This is a genomic window from Microcoleus sp. OTE_8_concoct_300 (genome assembly GCF_031383065.1).
GTDB lineage: Bacteria > Cyanobacteriota > Cyanobacteriia > Cyanobacteriales > Microcoleaceae > Microcoleus.
The window spans coordinates 62,289-79,490 of sequence record NZ_JANMZH010000391.1; the positions used below are offsets into that span (position 1 = coordinate 62,289).

A 17,202-nucleotide genomic window follows, 5' to 3' on the forward strand; every position below is an offset into this window, starting at 1 on the left:
AGTTTGTTTCTCTGGTTAAAGGAACTGTGTTAAGCCCCTAGCTGTTTAGAGAGTTTTCGCCGCTCTTTGTCCCCCGGTTTACGCCTGAAAGTGTGTCGTTAAGTGTTTTTATGCACTTCGGGCGCAGGAGTCTAACCTTGACAACTCTAGTATACTAGAAATTTCCTGACTTTTAGGAAGGGATTTAAGAAATTAAAGCCGTCCTAGAATGACAGGGTTTTAGACCCAATTTCCTTGATAAATTTGCCAGTTGTAAAAAAGTAGGTTTTAGGGCTTAACAAGGAAGCGATCGCAGCATTTCGCCGGCCAAAAATTGCTCGAGTTCGGCCTCAAACAAGTCCCCCCAAGGGCCAAAACAAATTTCGCGCCAGATCCTCGAGTCGGCTCTCAGACCTTTACGGCTAGCTAAATATTGTGAAAATCGCCCGCACCGGCCCGTAAGCCTTCGGAGTGGGTTGTTGGCGATCCTCTACGAGGGCTCCGCTAACGCACCTCAACAAAAGTGTGGCTGCGATCGGCAACTGGCAGGACAAAATTATCACTTGACAAAATTTAGGCTAACTGATGATAATAGCAAACCCTAGAATTAAACTTAAATGTTTGAGGGGTATCAGTGCTAAGGCGTGATGTCGATCGCCAGCAAATTTAAGTATTTCTGCATTTGATCGTGAGCAAAACTCAACCTTTATCGGGGTATACATTGCCAGTATTTGCCTGTGCGGCCGCACTTGCAGCTTTGCGGTGCTTGCGTGAGGGTATTCAGTCTCTAGAGAGCGTATCAGTAAATTTACTGGAACCGCAAATAACGGCAGAAATTCCGATCGAGCAGGCGTCTGTACTCAAGACTGGTACGGCTTTAGGCGTGACTCGCTCAGATCCGGGGGACAACCTCGATCTGACTCGCAATACCCCCGTTTGGGCAATGGTGGAATTGGGGAGAGGGTCCGATGGGGAAAGCGTCCGAGAGTCCGAGAATGGGGGAGAGTCCGAGCAGATTGTGATTCTCGGCGGTGAAGGTATAGGGCGTCACACAGTCGGTGGAGGAGCGGCGATTTATGATTACGCAATGCGGCTGCTGCGATCGAATCTGAGCCGAGAACTCGCACCGTCTGAAAAAATTACTGTCACCGTGATTCTGCCGTCAGGGCGCCAACTAGCCACCCGCACTTCTAACGAAGCTTTCGGCGTGGTAGAAGGACTTTCGCTGCTGGGTACAACTGGCATTTCTCAACCCCTGAGCGCGCCGGGACAGTTGGAAGTTTACCGCGAACAACTGCAAGAAAAAGCCCAACTGTTTGACTGTTTGGTTTTCTGCATCGGCGAAAACGGCCTGGATTTGGCGCGACAACTGGGGATTAATCCCTCTAGGCTGGTGAAAACCGCTAACTGGCTCGGCCCGCTGCTGGTAGAAGCCGGATGTCAGGGCGTGCAGTCAATTTTGCTGTTTGGCTATCACGGGAAACTGATGAAATTGGCGGCGGGAATTTTTCACACTCACCACCACCTGGCGGACGGGCGCAGGGAAATTCTCACAGCTTACTGTGCTAAGGCCCGAATGCCCGCGGATGCGTGTTCCGCAATTTTTGCCGCCGCGACAGCCGAAGACGCTCTCGGGCAACTGCGGGCTTTGGACGCTCAAACTGGGAGCAATTGGGTCGATCGAATTTACGGCGACATCGCCCGACAAATAGACTTGCGCTCATCGGATTGCATTTTTACTCACACTAACCTGCGCATCCCCGTGGGCTCGGTGATGTTCGGGCGCGATCGCAAAATTATTGTTAAAAGTGATATGGGAGATACACTTTTGACCCAAATTTGTTAATCTAGTGTGAATATCCCTGAATTCTGTTTAAAACATCAATCAGGGATAATATTTAACAAATAATAATTCTTAGTCCCTAGACCTTAATTATACTAGGTTGCTTTGGGACGCAATTTCTGACGCAAGAGTTCAATTAATTAGGGTAAGGCTCGAAGTAAATCTATGCTTGCCCTGTGCCCGATTAATCGGCTAACATCGCTGACAGCAATCTAGTATAAATAAGATTTATTCCTAGCGACTAATAATTACTTGCCTTCCTCAGTCTTGTACTGAGACCGCGACAGATATCTCCGCTACGTTCGACCCAATTAGCAATTAGCAATTACGCAATAACCGTGACTACTCAAATAAAAACTGAATCAGTCCTCCCAAACTCTTTTCTGGGGCAGATAGATCGCCAGATCATCGTGATTCTCGACTTCGGTTCGCAATATTCCGAACTGATTGCTCGCCGCATTCGCGAAACTCAAGTATATTCAGAAGTTATTTCTTACCGCACTACGGCAGAACAGTTAAGAGCTATCAATCCTAAAGGAATTATTCTTTCAGGAGGCCCGAGTTCTGTATACGATGAAAAAGCACCCCACTGCGACCCAGAAATTTGGAATTTGGGAATACCGGTGTTGGGAGTGTGTTACGGGATGCAGTTGATGGTAAAGCAGCTCGGAGGTAAGGTTGAGCGAGCTAAATTAGCGGAATACGGTAAGGCATCGCTATTTATTGACGATCCTACGGATTTGCTGACAAATGTCGAAGAGGGCAGCACGATGTGGATGAGCCACGGAGACTCCTGTACAGACCTGCCACCGGGTTTTGAGATCCTGGCTCACACGGACAATACTCCGTCTGCTGCTGTGGCTAACCACGAGAAAAATTTGTACGGCGTTCAGTTTCACCCAGAAGTAGTTCACTCGATCGGGGGAATAGCTTTAATTCGCAATTTTGTTTACCACATTTGCGAGTGCGAACCGACTTGGACGACTGCTACTTTTGTGGAGCAATCGATTCGCGAAATTCGAGAGCAAGTGGGAGAGAAACGAGTTTTGCTGGCTCTATCGGGCGGTGTAGATTCTTCTACTTTGGCTTTTTTGCTGCACAAGGCGATCGGCGACCAACTTACCTGTATGTTTATCGACCAAGGGTTTATGCGGAAGTATGAGCCAGAACGGTTGGTAAAATTATTTAAAGAGCAATTCCACATTGACGTTGAGTATGTTAATGCTCGCGAACGCTTTTTAGCTCAACTTGAAGGGATTACCGATCCGGAAGTAAAACGTAAGCGGATTGGTCACGAGTTTATCAATGTATTTGAAGAAGAATCGAAGCGTCTGGGCCCCTTCGACTACCTGGCACAAGGTACTCTTTATCCGGATGTGATTGAGTCGGCTGACACTAATGTAGACCCGAAAAGTGGCGATCGAGTTGCTGTTAAAATTAAAAGCCACCACAACGTGGGGGGTTTGCCGAAAGATTTGCGATTTAAGCTGATTGAACCGCTGCGAAAACTGTTTAAGGATGAGGTGCGAAAAGTCGGCCGGTCGATCGGGCTACCGGAAGAAATCGTGAACCGACAACCTTTCCCCGGCCCGGGATTGGCGATTCGGATTATAGGAGAAGTTACCGCAGAGAGACTAAATATTTTGCGAGATGCTGACTTCGTGGTTCGCCAAGAAATTAACCGCCACGGATTGTACGGTGAACTTTGGCAAGCTTTTGCAGTTTTGCTACCGATTCGCAGTGTAGGGGTGATGGGCGATCAGCGCACTTATGCTTACCCGATCGTTCTGCGGTTTATTAAGAGTGAAGACGGGATGACGGCTGATTGGGCGCGGGTTCCTTACGATTTGTTGGAACTGATCTCGAACCGGATTGTGAATGAGGTTAAGGGGGTGAACCGGGTGGTTTACGATATTACTTCTAAGCCGCCGGGTACGATCGAGTGGGAGTGATGGGTAGTTAGCGATCGAGTAGGCGGACAATACTTTTGTCCGTCTGCACCGACTATTTAATTGCGATCGCGCATTTCAGCATTTAGGAGCAGTTCGCACTGTTGAAATACGTAATTAATAGTGGCAAATAGTCGATTTAGGTCATCAATCAAGTAAGACTGTTTATTTTTAGTAAAACTATTTGACTTCAGCTTGCCAAACTGCCATACTCCCCCATTCGAGACAATTCCAAATACTTCTTGCTCTGAGTTTTCATTCAGTCGCTGTGCTGCAATCATTTCAGCTAAACACTGAGCCCATCCATTTTCAAAGTTATCTTGTTTCGCTTCTACTAACAGAAAGTAAGGTTGTTCAAAAACAACTTTTCCTAATGAAGAACGTTTAGCCAAAATATATTCAGGAAACCCAGAAAGATAGTGATCGTAGGTGAGAGATTGATGGCTCCACAAAACAAATCCGCTATAATAGCGCTTCCAAACTTCTTTGAGCACTGGATAAATCAAATTTTCGCAAATGGCAAATTCAGAATTGTCAACCACTCCCTCTCGCATTGTAAATTCCAAATCTTCTCGAAAGTAGTCAGAGACATGAAACTCTGTTTCTACTATAAAATTAGATTCGGTGTAGGTAATCTGAAATTCTTTGAGGACTGAACTGATGGTTTTATAAGCACTGAAGGGCATAATCGCTTACCAGATTTAGGTTGCGTATTTTATTGAGCTGATTTTAGCATGGGTAAAGGGCGATCGTGTTTAATTGCGATGGGCAATTTCAGCATCCAGCAGCAATTCGCACTGTTGAAACACGTAATTGATCGCGGCAAAAAGTTTATCTAATTCTTGAATTGTATAAAACGTTTGATTGCGAGTAAAAACATTAGATTTGAGTTTGCCTAACTGCCAGCGATCGCCATTTGATACAATTCCAAATACTTCTTGCTGTGCATTTTCATTCAGCCGCTGTGCCGCCATCATTTCAGCAATACACTGCGCCCATCCTGCCTCAAAATTATCCTGTTTTGCTTCAATTAACAAAAAGTAAGGTTGATCAAACACAACATTTCCTAACGAAGACTTTTTCGCTAATATATACTCGGGAAATCCTGAAAGCTTTTCGTCATAGGTTAAAGACTTGTGACTCCACAATATAAATTTTCGGCGATAGTGCTTCCAAACTTCCTTTAAAACTGGGTAAATCAGATTTTCGCAAATGGCAAATTCAGAACAGTCTGCTGCACCGTCTTGCATGACGATTTCTAGGTCTTCTCGGAAGTAATCGGGTATAGGGAATTCAGTTTCAATAATAAAGTTAGATTGGGTATAGGTGATCTGAAATTCTTTAACAACGGCATCGACAGTTTTGTAAGCGCTGAATGGCATAACAAACTCCTAAATTTAGGTGGCGTATTTTATTGAGCTAATTTTAGCATGGGTAAAGGGCGATCGGTTTTGGTGGGAAGGGCGATCGCCTAAAAAAAAAATTATTCTGCAGTCTATTTATCTGGCAATAGTTCCTTGCTAATTGTCTCGAATTTAAGAGATAGTGATAGAACTTTTTTCTTAATACTATCAGCAGTTTGAGGTTGATTATTCATGCCACAATGAGCAATATCATTACGCAACTCTGCCATTTGACTCCAGATACTAGCAAGTTCATCTGCTTGTGGCAAAGTTGCAAACTTTTCATTGCAACGGCTATCAAGAGGAGGGCGAGGATTACGTTTATTCTTTTCAACTGCATTATTTAGAGCAGCTTCTACATACTTGCGACCTTTTGAATGATCGAACATGGGTTCACCAAATCGCAGCGCTAAGATAGAAACCAACCACTCACGCGCTAAAGTAACTGCTTGTACTAATTGATCTCGGTCAATGTACCATTTAATCATCTGCAATTGTAGCCGCAGATTCTGGCTCAATGCTGCTTCATCTTTAGGATTTTGGAGAGCAAATTGTCCGTACTGTTCAACTACCTTGTCTGATAAAAGTGAAAATGGTTTAGCTCTATCGGCCAAACTTGGTGCAGCTTCCTTGAGAATTTGTTCTAACTCAGTAGCCGATTGCATCGTCTCAATTGGTCTAGTTACACTTAAAGCTAGAGAGATATTCTCAATAGCTTCAACCGACTTTTTAAGATTGTCTCTAATTGGTCTGCTAGATGGAATTTCGCTTAGTTCAGAATTTGATGGTATAGCACTTTTAAGTAACTTAGCTAGTTCTCGTCCGTCTCCTATTTTGACAAATTGATTAGTGGCTGTAATCCAATCAATCATTGACACAAATTCAGATAAGTCAATGACAGGCGCTGGTACGTTATTTTTGCTGTCGCTTAATTCAGGAGCACCATAGTAAATAGCTGCAATTGTTACGTTTTTCGCCGCTTTGAGGTAAGCAGCGAATAAGAAGACTAGAAAAGGAAGCGATCGGAGTCCGTGAGTAATATCAAAAATTACGCGATCGTCTTCATCAACATATTGAGTGATGATTTTAAAAGTTTCCCACATTTCCTCTGTAGTTCTACCAGTTGGGATATCAATCGGCTTAATACGCGCATCTCCTAGTGCTTCTAATAGAGGCCAAGTAGTTGCTTTTGCTTCTTCTGTGACGCACACTAACATAGTGTCATATTCACAAAACTGGTGCAGTGCTTCAGCAAATACTTGACCATTGTAGGTGCGATCTCTATGGCTATAAATAGTTTCTCTTGGATATTTACCTAAAAATGTAATAATTTTTGTTTGAATCATTGGTAATCTCTTTAATCTAGTTTGACAAGTGTTTGACCCATTCCCAAACGGGTTTTAATTCCCGTACCTGAATACTGACTGTATTGAACGAGCAGATTCGCTACATTAGCCAGCAAGGAATCAGTGCGGTAAGGAATTTGCAGCGTTACTTGACCGACAAACCCGTTTACATATCCTCTCGGCAACTGGTGCGATCGCGTTTGAATTTTGTGGTGTTTTAATAAAACAGCCTGACTCAAATAAGCGATTAATTCATCACTCCCCAAATAAACAGGAGCAAAGTGATTCCACCTTTCTAACCAACTGCGAAACATCTGATTGGGAATGGGTAAAGCTAAGTGCGTCGAACCTTGTGCGAAAGCAGTCGGAGTTGTAAATTTAAGGTCGAAGCGGCGGACGGGTTCGGGTTCATTGGCTACAAGTTCGGTGTAAAGTTGTTCGTAGCTGGTGATTTCATCTTCTCGATTAATTATATCAAATTTAGCACCTAGAAATTCGAGAGATGGTGAGAGATTCAGGGAGGCGATCGCTTTTGCAGCATTTTCCTGCAAGCCTGACAAAGACAAGGTATAAAACTCATCTGGTGTAAACGTCTGAAAATCTTTTGAAACTTGGTAAAAACCCTGAATTCCTGAAAAACTTACAGAAGGTACAGCCTCACTCCCGACTTCTAAGTCTAATCGGCGATGCAACTCCTTCACCAATTCTAAATGGTAAGCGCGCGGCAAAACAGCGGGTTCGGATACAGTTAATGTCCAGGTAGAACGAATTAGCATGGCTTAAACTTTACCCATCCAGGTACATATTTGATATCGCCCTTATGATCTACAACAGTCCGCCGCGATTTGGGTGCTTCAAAACCCGGTGCTTTGATTCCGCAAGTATCACGGATTTCGGCTACCAATTTCTCATCAAGACATAAACTAACCGTAGTCCCCAACATTCCGCTTGCCCAACCAACCCTTAAGCTATAAGGGCACTCAGTCGGTTCGTATAGTTCCTGAATATAGCTGAAATTTAAGTCTTTACCTTGGTGGCGATTATTTTTGATATCCTCCCAATAATCGTGTTCAGCATCCCATTGCTCTTGAGCAAACTCTTGACAAATTTTCAGGAGTTCATCCAGATTTTTAAACGGTATTTTCATGCCTTCCTTGTGACTGAACCATTGCAGCATTTCTGTATCCAGACTCAGGGTGAATTCAGTCTGCACGTTGCGAACCATTTCCGCATAAATGGAAGCGCGATATTTGGCGTTATAATCTGGAAAGCGGCTGGAGACAATGACTTCAGCAACTATAGGTAAGTTAAAAAATACATTCTTTCCTTGCTTAGTGACTTTTTTGAATTCTAGCAAAGGCTGAGAATCGGTGACTTTAATGGCTCGCATGAAGTCCGTGTTAGGCCCAATTTTGCTTTTGACCGATCGCCCTTGATATGATAGAGCAAAATCAGTGAATAAACTATCCATGAATAGTTCATCATCTAAAAATTTTTGTTTGTGTTTATTTGCGAGTTCCCCTCTACCAAGTTTTTCTCGTAATTTGATTTCTATGACACTAAGGCTGGCAGATTCTGGTAGTTGATATTTGTTTTCATGTTTGAGGAGCTGGTAGGCTATCGCAGTTCTAATTGCCCCTTTAATCGACGAACCGGGAACATACAATTGTCCCATGCCGTTACGAATCATCGGACGCAAATCTGTCACCGAATTTTCAGCCCATTTATGACTGACAGCAATTTCAGGAAAAATGCGATCGCCATTTTCACCTGTAGCATTCCACCATTGATCGCCCAAGACATCTTCAAGCAATTTAGTAATATTTTTGCGCTCTTCAATAGTACGAATATAATCGTCCAATCGACCCCCTTGATACAGCACTTTTGCTAAAGCTTCCCGATCTGGGAGATAAACCCTTTTAGATGTCTGGACATATTCAAAAGGATTCAAGCGCGAGACTTCTGAGCCGATATGTAAAATAGGACTTGTTAGCTGAATCCGCTTTGATTCGGAAGCTTCAGGTTTTTTGATGGCAAGGTGAGAAGTAGCAGTCATGATATTTATTCACTCTTGACTTTGATAGGAAGACTTAAACTAATGCCGCTGCGGTAGATCGGATGATTTTTAGGTTTCTTAGTTTGTTTATCTATTAATTGATGAGGTGTAACGTCAGCAATTTTTCCTAACGGCGGCGACGAAAAAACCGAACCTTCCACAAACATTCGCAGCATTTGGCGGCGCAACTGTTGCCCTGAAATCCAACCTCCTCGCTCTATAGTTTCATAGCAAACATCTTTATCTTCGGTTATCAAATGCTTTAGGGCTGACAAATCATCATCCCAGAATAAACTCATTAGACTGTAATGACTTGCCTTGAAATCCACGACTTTTTGCCAAAATTCAGGTAAGGACAACCATTCAACCTCAAAGTGTCCTGCACCGCTGCTGCGTTCGCCTCCTATTCCTTCTTCACCAAGCAGTTGTAAAGCAGCATAGAGTTGATTTTCTAAGGTTTCGTCCTTCTGAGAAAAGTTGAGCAGGAAGTACAAACCCGATCGACTTTTGATCTCGTTACCATTTTGCTCCCATTGGAATTGCACAAAACCTGTATGATAAAAGTTGGTTGCTCTGGTAACGCGGTCTACTGCTATTTTTGGTTCTTGACCGATTTTAAAAGCTTCTTTATAGCTAAAAGTTCCCTGTGCGTGCAAAAAGCCATCAGATTTTTTCTTGTTAGTCTCCTTAATTAGTTCTTGTCTGTCCTCACTGGTAAATCCTTCTCCCTGATACCATTTATGCCACACTTCTAAAGGCAGATAATTAATCTTTTTGTAAGCCTTAAAAAATTCTAAGTCTCCGTCACCAGCAGGGTAGTTAGCGGGAAACTTTAAAGGACGCGGCAAATAGTAAATATCGCGATCGCCGTGATGGCGATAGACAAACGTCGAACTCATCGTTACGGATGGCTGCGGGTTGAGAAACCGCTGCAATACTTTCTCAAAGTCATCCTTCTTAAACAATCGAGCGCAAGCACTAATCCAAGCACTAAATAGAGTGTCAGAACGCACGCGATCGCTCGTCTCCTCCATCCCAATTCCCAATTCCCCAAAATGAGCGGGAGAGTTGCCAAAATTGAGTTTAACTAATCTCCAGTTATTCATGCTTCGCCCCCATTTCCTGGCAGCAATCGCTGCTGAATTTCATCGCGGAAGCGGCCGAAGTTTTCGAGAAGTGCTTTTGTATTAGCCACGGGTTGAATTGGGGGCAAACCTGCTTCTCCGCTGGCTATCTGACGGTATTGATTTAAACTGCGAAAAGAAAACTGAAAATCCGCAAATTTGACTTTGCCATAGCCGCGAGAACCGTGTCCGCCGAGAGCATCATCTTCTAATAATGCAAGTGCGATCGCCAGATTCTGCAAATCCTCAATAGCTTGAGAAGCATCTTCAACCGTGTAGATCAGTTCAAACTGAAATTTTGACCCAGCAGGAACCCTTTCTACTTGTCTGGGATTGGCTGCTGCTGTAATGCGATCGATACCGTTTTCAAACTTCCACTCTGTCATGTAGAGTCCGGTATTTACCCTCTCAAGTTTTTCCGCAGATTCCCTCTGTAAATGACAGTCCCGAACAATCAAACGTGCTGTGGCATTCCGTCCTTTAACTTTTGTGTATAATTCTCCAAGTTCTCCTTCCCTTTCCTCTACAAAACTCCCCAATCTACTGCCATCATTAGCTTTAGCAATCCTTCGCTGGGAACGGTCTTTTACGGCTTCTAATTGCTCTGCCTCAACGGCATCAGTTTTAACCCAACAATCTACCCCCGTAGATCCAAAAACGCGACAGACTTTGCAATTTTGAGCGCCGTCGTAAAAAATTAGCAGAGGTGGTTTTTCCTTTCCCTGTTTAACTTCTGTAAATCCATCTACTAAATCATCGCTTTCGTAGCGATAAGTACCGCTTCCACCAGGTCTATTCACGGGCTTGTTTTCCAATCGTTCTAAAATTGAACGCAGTTTGCCTTTAATTGACGAGCCAGGTAAATAAGGATGCTGAGTTAAAGGGTCGCGAATTACAGGTTTATCCAGTCCTCCGATATCCAGGCTTTCTCCTCCTCCGCCAATGTGTAATCCGGTTTCTACATTCAGCGTACTGGTAATGCGAACTTTACCGAGTAAAGGTTTTTGTGTAAGAGATACAGGCATAGCTATTTTCCACCTTCTGCTTTGTGATAAGCAATAATTGATTCAATCAGTTGAACGAGACGCTCAAAATCTTCGGTGCTGCGTACTTTGTCGATCGCCGGTGACATCACATCACTCATGGGTTTTGCAGCTTTTTGTCTGGCTGCGGCGTAGGCTAGTTTTGGTTTGAGGAGAACTACTTCAGTTTCTATTTTGGAAAAGTCATTTGTTTGAGCCAAAGTGACTTTCATCTTGTTCACAGCGTCAAGGAACTTGCGAACCTGATTAGTTTCTAATCGTTGCTGCTTCAAATAAGGACCAAACTCCTCGGCCTGTTTAACCAAGTCACGAATCGGATAAGTTTTTAAACTTTCTAATCCAGTAATTGTTTTGACTATCCTTTTCGTAATCTCTAAAGGCGGTTCAGTGGACATAACCGTCTTGTCGGCCGAGGTGTGTAGTTGTTGTTTTTCCTGTATATTTGCAGGATTATGGAGATTTAGAGAATTGACTTTTTTAGGTGGTTCAGGCATTTTGATATTAGCGGTTTAGTAGTTCAAGCCAAGTTGCGATCGCCCTAAAATAAGGCGCGTTATACGGATTTTTCAGAGAAGTTCGCACTGGGGCAAAATTCTCATTGTCTCTGACTTGACTGGGAAGTCGCGCCAGAGTATAAACGATTTTAGGCAAATGTAAGTAGTAACGAATTTCTCTTTGTTGCTCTGCCGATTTATCCTGAATTTTTGCCAGCATATTTTCTTGAGCTTCAGCAGTCATCAACAGGTTGCGAATAAAAGTTCGGGAGTAATTAATATCTAGATTTTTCAGTTGCTCGACGAGGGGAAATATTCCCCACAGATCCGGTTTAAATTCGGGACTTAAGTAGTTTCTAATCTCCTCGTCTATAACAGCCAAGTTTTCTTGAATTCCCAACCATTCATCCCATTTAAACTTACCTCCAAACAAACCCAAACTATCGCGACCATTACCTTTGGCAGCTTCTTCTGCTTCGCCCGATGTTTTAGCCGCTTGATAGAGAGGAAATTTAGCACTATCAATGCTAATTCCCCCAGATAATGTAATATCTGGATTTTTTCCGGTATAAGCTCGGAAACACTGGTAAACGTCAAAGGCAAATTCAACTATCTCATTCCATGCACCGCTGACAAATAGATCGTCGCCACCCGCGTAAATGAACAGAAGATTTGGGCGAGCGCCCTCGGTTAAACATTTTGCCTTATCTAAGATTTTAACACTGTTTCGAGTTTCTAGTAAATTCTCCTTGCGGTTTTTTGCCAAACTATTAAGATAGACTTTAAAGAAGTAACTCATTTGGCGAGAAAGTCCAGCCAATCTTGGTAAAGTTTGATTTTCACCCAAACCCTCAGCAAAAATCCGCCCCAGTCTATCTACATCCATCCGCAAGTAACCAACTCTAGGAATCGCTCCTGCTTCCTTGGCTTTCTCTGCCATTTCACCTGCTCGGATAAAACCCGATTTTTCTTCGTTTCGCTGAGCATAGTTTCCCAATAACAACGGTACAGTATTATTTTTGTGATATTTTTTTAAGTCCCAATTGTTAACGAGCAAGACTGTTTCATCATCTTTAGCTACTTGTAAGGCTAGTTCGCCTTCCTGAAAAAAGTAGTAATAAAAATTTGGCAAATAAATCCTTTGGACTCCGCCTTTAATATTCGATCGCTTAGAGCGCACTATTGCCTGAATATAAAACAATTCATCGCCCAGCTCAAACATAGTGCGACACATCCAACAAGCACGAGACGAATCAGGCTCAAAGCGATTTAAAATTTTGAGACTTTGCAAATCATCGCGATTGCAAACTCGGCAAGGTTCATGACTCGGTTTGGGCTGGATAAAGTCATGAATGTGACCTTCAAACTTGCGGAGTTTCTGCTTGGCGAGGTTCTTGGTTACTTGTGTCCAGAGATCGGCAAATTCTTTAGTTTTTAGAGCTGTAGTTGGCACACGTAAATAATCGAGCGCTAAAAACAGTTTACCTTGAAAGGTATTTTTTAGCCACTTATTAAATCGCTCTTGAATCGTACCTAAAGCAGCTTGAACCTTTTTTGTATCGTTTGAGGCCAGCAAATATAAATTACCGCCACCCGCATAAATGACATTAGTACGGGGTAACTTTAATTCTTCCAGAAGCTGCTGAACCATTTCTTCGGTGACTAATTCCAGATAAAAACTTCTAGCGCGGAGAGATTTCAGCGCACCGTCAGAAGCAATGGTGTAAATAAACTTTTGAATTCCTGATAAATCCCCGGCGATTAAACCGATCGCAGTTGCATCAGGATTGTCAACCAAAGCACAAGCAACAGCCGCAGTCGATCGCGCCATATCTATCAAAGCAATATTCCGCTCGCCAAAGCTGAGACAAGAACCGAACTTCTCTAAAATCAGAGTTAGCAGTGATAAGTTTGGCCAGTCTTGTTTCCGAAGATTTTCTAAGTCTCTTTTGAGATTTTTTTTATATTCTTCTAAATCGGGAGGTTCTGTTAATGGATAAGGAATTGATGGGTAAGAATCATCGCTAGCATGAATAGCCACTGCCGGACAATAGTGTTGCTGATTTCGTTCGTTATCCTCTGACAACTTGACAGCATCAAATAGCAACTCCAAGTAACTTATGTGCGTATCCTCGTGCCATGACAATAATCCTTTCGCTTTAGTCACGGCTGGATTTTCAGTTAAAAACTGACATCCATCGGGTAATTTCGCCTCAGCCCAACCTGCTAAAGCGCAGATAGCTTGCTGCATAACTTGGAGAGCAACTTCTTGTGATGTCATATCTAAAACTTCCTCAATTACCTAGCGAACTATCAATCAACTAAGTCACCCAAATTATACTCAGGATTGTGAGTAATAGCAATTACATATTTTCCCAATTTGGGATCGAAAACTCCAACTGCACCGTAAAGATGAGAAACTTTGTGAACCAAAACACAAGCTACAGGTACAGATGCCGGCCCATTAATTTTAATTAGCCGCCCTCCCGACAATTCCCCAGAATTGCTCATTTCTGCCAAACGAGCCGTCGCATCTCGCACAATTTGGTCGTTTTGAGCAGCTTCTCCAAATCCAATTTTTAACACTTCACCCTGAAGTTCAATCTTGTAAGTAGTCATCAGCTCTTCCCACTTGATCTCCCGGATTATTGCATACTATCGGAAACACCCCCTTCCGATCGCCCTTACGCTATAAAACACAATTTAAATCCCTCAACCCACCATGAACCCAACATTTCGCAATCCGCCACACCCCAGACTCCTAGAGGATTTCGCCAACGGAACTCTCGACCAAATGCAAAATCTCACCCGCGCCATCAGGTTATGGGTTTTGGTAAGTTGGCTGTACAGCGACGAGGGATATATTGCCCTTAGCAATCCCTTTACCTATGCTGATTGGCGCGAATCTTTCTTTGGCAAAAATTACAAAGATGAAAAGCAGGAAGATATTCTTAACTATTCAGACCCGAATTGTGCTTGCAACAAAACAACACAACAGTGGTTGACAAAATGGAATGTATCTGTAAACGAGTGGCGGCATTCTTTGCAAAAACAAATAGCTATTGCCGATGCTGATTTAGACAAGCTCTTAGCAGAAAAGTTATTCGCTCAGGTGCGAAAATCGCTGCAAAATGACTTCGATTTCTTGGTAAGTCGGAATTTGCTGCAACGGTTAACCAGCGTGACGGGTAGAAGTAAAAACTACCGCCGAGTTGAACAAATACCGCCACTTTCCAGTCAAACAGAAAACCCCAATACAGACAGCAATTTGACTCCAAAAACACAGGCTTATCTCGCTGCTACTTTGGGGATGTTTAGTTTTCTCGACCCAAGTTTGCCTTTATTAGCAGACCAATTTTCAGAAGAGGTAGTTGATGAAGATAATCACCGTGTCTTTTTGTACGTTGATTATCTCGTACCCGAATCTAGTCCCATGCAAGATGCTGTCGATCAATTTCAGAGCGAATTGCAGGAAATGTGGGATTCTCAAAATATCGCTCCTTTGCTATTAACTTATCGCAGCGCTCATCAAAATCAGATTAAAGAGTGCGTTGTTTATCCTGTTTGTATTTACTTTATGGATCGAGCTAAATATTTGTGTGCCTACGGCAGCACCCCCAGAAGTGAAATTAATTGGTACAAATATCGGCTCGATCGCATAATTTCAAAACGTCTAGAATCCTTGGATTGGCAAGATTCTCGGGTTCCCCAATTACTCAGGGAAAAATATCAGGAAAATAAGCTGCCAACTCCCAAAACAGTTAACGATATGTTAAAGGAAGCTTGGGGCTGCGATTTTTATAAAGAAACTGCGGTGATGGTATTGCGGTTCGATCGCACTTTTCATCAAAGTTATATGCAGGGAATCAGCATTCACCATACCTGTACCGCCATAGATACCGATCGCGCCGCCACATTAATCACACAATACACTCCCAACCCAGAACACCGATCGGCACTTTTACAAATCCTCCAGTCTCGCCCAACCAACGATGCTTACTACCAAGTCACTTACCGAGAGACAGACTACTACCCGCTGAGGTGGTTGCGCGCTTTAGGTTCAGAAGTCGAAATTCTGCTACCTTGGGACTTGCGACAGAAAATGGCCGTAGAAATCCAAAAAACTCGGAACTTGTACCAATAGTCTTTTGCTCGATAATTATCAAAGCTATTGTGGAAAACTTGCCGATTTCTGTGGAAAACCCCCCTTTTCCTGTGGAAAACTAGCAATAAATTAAGTGCGATCGCTTTAATTCCATTGATAGCATTTAAAAAATTGGAGGAATTGCGATCGCAAAAACCGCTTTCCTCCTTCATCCCTCAAGCTGCTGTTTGCTGGGCATACACCCTACTTTTTTCCTCCTTCCTGCTTCCTCTTTCCTTCTTCCTTCTCTCCTGAATCGTAGCTAATTTGGTCGGACTCGTAAGCCGGCGGCTCAACGTGAATTAAGATGCGTACAGGGCTGAAACGTTGTTCCAAACGGGCTTCTACTTCTTCTGTAATCCCGTGAGCTGTTTCTACATCGACAGCATCCACAATCATGTGCATATCAATAAATACTTGACGCCCTACAACGCCACGGGAGGCGATCGAGTGACAGTTGACAACCCCCGGTACATCGATCGCGATCGCGTGAATAACTTCCGGTGCGATCGCCATTTCATCCACCAACCAAGGCAAATTTTCTGTTAAAACCTTCCAACCGCTGCTAAATACCAAAACAGCCACAGGAAAAGACAAAAACACATCCAGGAATTGCAGTTGAGGTATATTCCAAACCTGCCCTTGCCAAACACCAATCAACCCGCCGATTACCATAATTGTCACCCAAACATCGCTCATCGTGTGCTGAGCGTCAGCCACTAAAATGGCGCTACCGAGACGTTTGCCAACTCTGCGCTCGTAAAAAGTAACAAAAATATTAATCCCCAGTACAATCAGCAAAATCCACAGTTCATTTGGGGATATTTTGACAACTTTACCCCCCTTAATCAGCCTTTCGACAGCACCGCTGAGAATTTCAAAACAGGCAATTCCCAGAAAAGCAGCAATTCCCAGAGCTCCGAGAGCATCAAATTTTTGGTGTCCGTAGGGATGATCGCGATCGGGCTGCGGATTGGCATAATGATTAGTTACCAATCCTAAAATATTATTAGCGCTGTCCGTGACACTGTGCAAAGCATCCGCCAGCAAACTCAGGGAACCAGTCAGCCATCCCACGGCTGCTTTAATTGCCATCACCAGCAAATTTAGCAATAAGGTAATTATTAAAACCTTGCGGACTTCGGAACGGTTATCGGCAACCATAAACTCTCCTCGATCTACCGTCAATTTTTCTGGTTTCTAGTTTAAAGCTTATCAAGTCATAACAGGTTAAAACTCTTGCGGAATCTAGCTTGCGACTAGATTTATATTCATTAATTTAGCCGAGCTTCTTGAGATTAATTTTAATTAATAGCATTCTCGCAGTCCAAGTGAGCAGGAATGTACTTCTTTTGGGTTACTATATCTTTTATCATTAACAATTGTATGTTAAATTTCATTGCCCATGTCTCTTTCTCCGCTGACACTGAATTTAGTCGAAGGTTCTGTCTCCTTTAGCTTTTCCCCGCAAGCCGCGCGGGATTTGCAAAGCGCGATCGCCGCTTTGATGGACAGCTTGAAAGCTGTAGCCGCCAAAACTGCTGGCGGCAAAGCTTCTCCCCAGAAACCTATGGAATATCGGTATGCAGGAGATGTATTTTTGGAAGTTTTCTGCAATCCGAATATCTGGCCAACTCCTTTTGCTGCGAAAGTGCTGATTACGGTTAGGGACGATCGCGTGCGCGTGACCACCGAAGCCGAACTCAGCCGCCTGCGCGACGATCTCGCTCAGTATATCGAACAAGTCGGTTGAGATTCTCAACCTGAAACGCTCTTGTTTTAGATTCCCGACTTCTTGAAGAAGAACAGGCTTTCCGGCTT

Annotated in this window: 16 protein-coding genes; 4 read left to right on the forward strand and 12 right to left on the reverse strand. The window is 43.4% G+C overall.

From position 1 onward, the window contains the following. Positions 1–401: 401 nt before the first annotated feature. Positions 402–542 (reverse strand): hypothetical protein, encoded by a 141-nt coding sequence (locus tag ACUVJL_RS17735; RefSeq protein ID WP_445247059.1) that lies wholly within the window; start codon positions 540–542, stop codon positions 402–404. A gap of 125 nt (positions 543–667) precedes the next feature. Here ACUVJL_RS17735 and cbiD point away from each other — a divergent pair, with 125 nt between their 5' ends. Both cbiD and guaA read left to right on the forward strand, forming a co-directional pair. Continuing rightward, a complete protein-coding gene (gene cbiD / locus ACUVJL_RS17740; RefSeq protein ID WP_445247060.1) occupies positions 668–1,825 on the forward strand; it encodes a cobalt-precorrin-5B (C(1))-methyltransferase CbiD in 1,158 nt (385 codons plus the stop codon). Positions 1,826–2,172: 347 nt separating this feature from the next. Then, the gene (guaA, locus tag ACUVJL_RS17745) at positions 2,173–3,774 is read left to right on the forward strand and encodes a glutamine-hydrolyzing GMP synthase (RefSeq protein WP_445247083.1); all 1,602 of its coding nucleotides are present in this window, start codon (positions 2,173–2,175) and stop codon (positions 3,772–3,774) included. Between the two features lie 56 nt (positions 3,775–3,830). Here the strand turns inward: guaA and ACUVJL_RS17750 are convergent, their stop codons facing one another. The 10 genes from ACUVJL_RS17750 to ACUVJL_RS17795 form a co-directional block, all read right to left on the reverse strand. Beyond that, positions 3,831–4,457 carry a hypothetical protein gene (locus tag ACUVJL_RS17750; RefSeq protein ID WP_445247061.1) on the reverse strand — a complete coding sequence of 209 codons (627 nt, stop codon included), beginning with the start codon at positions 4,455–4,457 and terminating at the stop codon, positions 3,831–3,833. A 69-nt stretch (positions 4,458–4,526) separates the two neighbouring features. Then, positions 4,527–5,153, reverse strand: coding sequence for a hypothetical protein (locus ACUVJL_RS17755; protein ID WP_445247062.1), 627 nt, complete (start codon positions 5,151–5,153; stop codon positions 4,527–4,529). A gap of 113 nt (positions 5,154–5,266) precedes the next feature. Then, complete coding sequence (gene csx2 / locus ACUVJL_RS17760) at positions 5,267–6,520, reverse strand: TIGR02221 family CRISPR-associated protein (protein ID WP_445247063.1); 1,254 nt, start codon at positions 6,518–6,520, stop codon at positions 5,267–5,269. An 11-nt stretch (positions 6,521–6,531) separates the two neighbouring features. Beyond that, positions 6,532–7,296, reverse strand: a complete 765-nt coding sequence (cas6, locus tag ACUVJL_RS17765) for a CRISPR system precrRNA processing endoribonuclease RAMP protein Cas6 (RefSeq protein WP_445247064.1) — start codon at positions 7,294–7,296, stop codon at positions 6,532–6,534. Beyond that, positions 7,290–8,576 carry a type III-A CRISPR-associated RAMP protein Csm5 gene (gene csm5, locus ACUVJL_RS17770; protein WP_445247065.1) on the reverse strand — a complete coding sequence of 429 codons (1,287 nt, stop codon included), beginning with the start codon at positions 8,574–8,576 and terminating at the stop codon, positions 7,290–7,292. The genes cas6 and csm5 overlap by 7 nt, the downstream gene beginning before the upstream one ends. Before the next feature lie 5 nt (positions 8,577–8,581). Continuing rightward, positions 8,582–9,682 carry a type III-A CRISPR-associated RAMP protein Csm4 gene (gene csm4 / locus ACUVJL_RS17775; RefSeq protein WP_445247066.1) on the reverse strand — a complete coding sequence of 367 codons (1,101 nt, stop codon included), beginning with the start codon at positions 9,680–9,682 and terminating at the stop codon, positions 8,582–8,584. Continuing rightward, positions 9,679–10,668 (reverse strand): type III-A CRISPR-associated RAMP protein Csm3, encoded by a 990-nt coding sequence (gene csm3, locus ACUVJL_RS17780; RefSeq protein ID WP_445247084.1) that lies wholly within the window; start codon positions 10,666–10,668, stop codon positions 9,679–9,681. The genes csm4 and csm3 overlap by 4 nt, the downstream gene beginning before the upstream one ends. Positions 10,669–10,727: 59 nt before the next feature. Continuing rightward, entirely contained in the window at positions 10,728–11,237 is a 510-nt protein-coding gene (gene csm2, locus ACUVJL_RS17785) for a type III-A CRISPR-associated protein Csm2 (RefSeq protein WP_445247067.1), read from the reverse strand. A gap of 7 nt (positions 11,238–11,244) precedes the next feature. Next, positions 11,245–13,518, reverse strand: coding sequence for a type III-A CRISPR-associated protein Cas10/Csm1 (cas10, locus tag ACUVJL_RS17790; protein WP_445247068.1), 2,274 nt, complete (start codon positions 13,516–13,518; stop codon positions 11,245–11,247). A gap of 32 nt (positions 13,519–13,550) precedes the next feature. Next, positions 13,551–13,856, reverse strand: a complete 306-nt coding sequence (locus ACUVJL_RS17795; protein WP_445247069.1) for a CRISPR-associated protein Csx3 — start codon at positions 13,854–13,856, stop codon at positions 13,551–13,553. A gap of 103 nt (positions 13,857–13,959) precedes the next feature. On the opposite strand from ACUVJL_RS17795, the gene ACUVJL_RS17800 reads away from it, so the two are divergent. Continuing rightward, the gene (locus tag ACUVJL_RS17800; RefSeq protein ID WP_445247070.1) at positions 13,960–15,381 is read left to right on the forward strand and encodes a TIGR03985 family CRISPR-associated protein; all 1,422 of its coding nucleotides are present in this window, start codon (positions 13,960–13,962) and stop codon (positions 15,379–15,381) included. Between the two features lie 204 nt (positions 15,382–15,585). Here the strand turns inward: ACUVJL_RS17800 and ACUVJL_RS17805 are convergent, their stop codons facing one another. Next, on the reverse strand, positions 15,586–16,545 hold the full coding sequence (locus ACUVJL_RS17805; RefSeq protein WP_445247071.1) for a cation diffusion facilitator family transporter: 960 nt from the start codon (positions 16,543–16,545) through the stop codon (positions 15,586–15,588). A gap of 241 nt (positions 16,546–16,786) precedes the next feature. Here ACUVJL_RS17805 and ACUVJL_RS17810 point away from each other — a divergent pair, with 241 nt between their 5' ends. After that, entirely contained in the window at positions 16,787–17,134 is a 348-nt protein-coding gene (locus ACUVJL_RS17810; RefSeq protein WP_445247072.1) for a hypothetical protein, read from the forward strand. Positions 17,135–17,202: the final 68 nt, after the last annotated feature.

Excerpts from the sequence above, each read along its gene's own strand:
- ACUVJL_RS17750 (WP_445247061.1), bottom strand. The coding sequence starts at position 4,457 with ATGCCCTTCAGTGCTTATAAAACCATCAGTTCAGTCCTCAAAGAATTT.
- ACUVJL_RS17755 (WP_445247062.1), bottom strand. The coding sequence starts at position 5,153 with ATGCCATTCAGCGCTTACAAAACTGTCGATGCCGTTGTTAAAGAATTT.
- csx2 (WP_445247063.1), bottom strand. The coding sequence starts at position 6,520 with ATGATTCAAACAAAAATTATTACATTTTTAGGTAAATATCCAAGAGAA.
- cas6 (WP_445247064.1), bottom strand. The coding sequence starts at position 7,296 with ATGCTAATTCGTTCTACCTGGACATTAACTGTATCCGAACCCGCTGTT.
- csm5 (WP_445247065.1), bottom strand. The coding sequence starts at position 8,576 with ATGACTGCTACTTCTCACCTTGCCATCAAAAAACCTGAAGCTTCCGAA.
- csm4 (WP_445247066.1), bottom strand. The coding sequence starts at position 9,682 with ATGAATAACTGGAGATTAGTTAAACTCAATTTTGGCAACTCTCCCGCT.
- csm2 (WP_445247067.1), bottom strand. The coding sequence starts at position 11,237 with ATGCCTGAACCACCTAAAAAAGTCAATTCTCTAAATCTCCATAATCCT.
- cas10 (WP_445247068.1), bottom strand. The coding sequence starts at position 13,518 with ATGACATCACAAGAAGTTGCTCTCCAAGTTATGCAGCAAGCTATCTGC.
- ACUVJL_RS17795 (WP_445247069.1), bottom strand. The coding sequence starts at position 13,856 with ATGACTACTTACAAGATTGAACTTCAGGGTGAAGTGTTAAAAATTGGA.
- ACUVJL_RS17800 (WP_445247070.1), top strand. The coding sequence starts at position 13,960 with ATGAACCCAACATTTCGCAATCCGCCACACCCCAGACTCCTAGAGGAT.
- ACUVJL_RS17805 (WP_445247071.1), bottom strand. The coding sequence starts at position 16,545 with ATGGTTGCCGATAACCGTTCCGAAGTCCGCAAGGTTTTAATAATTACC.
- ACUVJL_RS17810 (WP_445247072.1), top strand. The coding sequence starts at position 16,787 with ATGTCTCTTTCTCCGCTGACACTGAATTTAGTCGAAGGTTCTGTCTCC.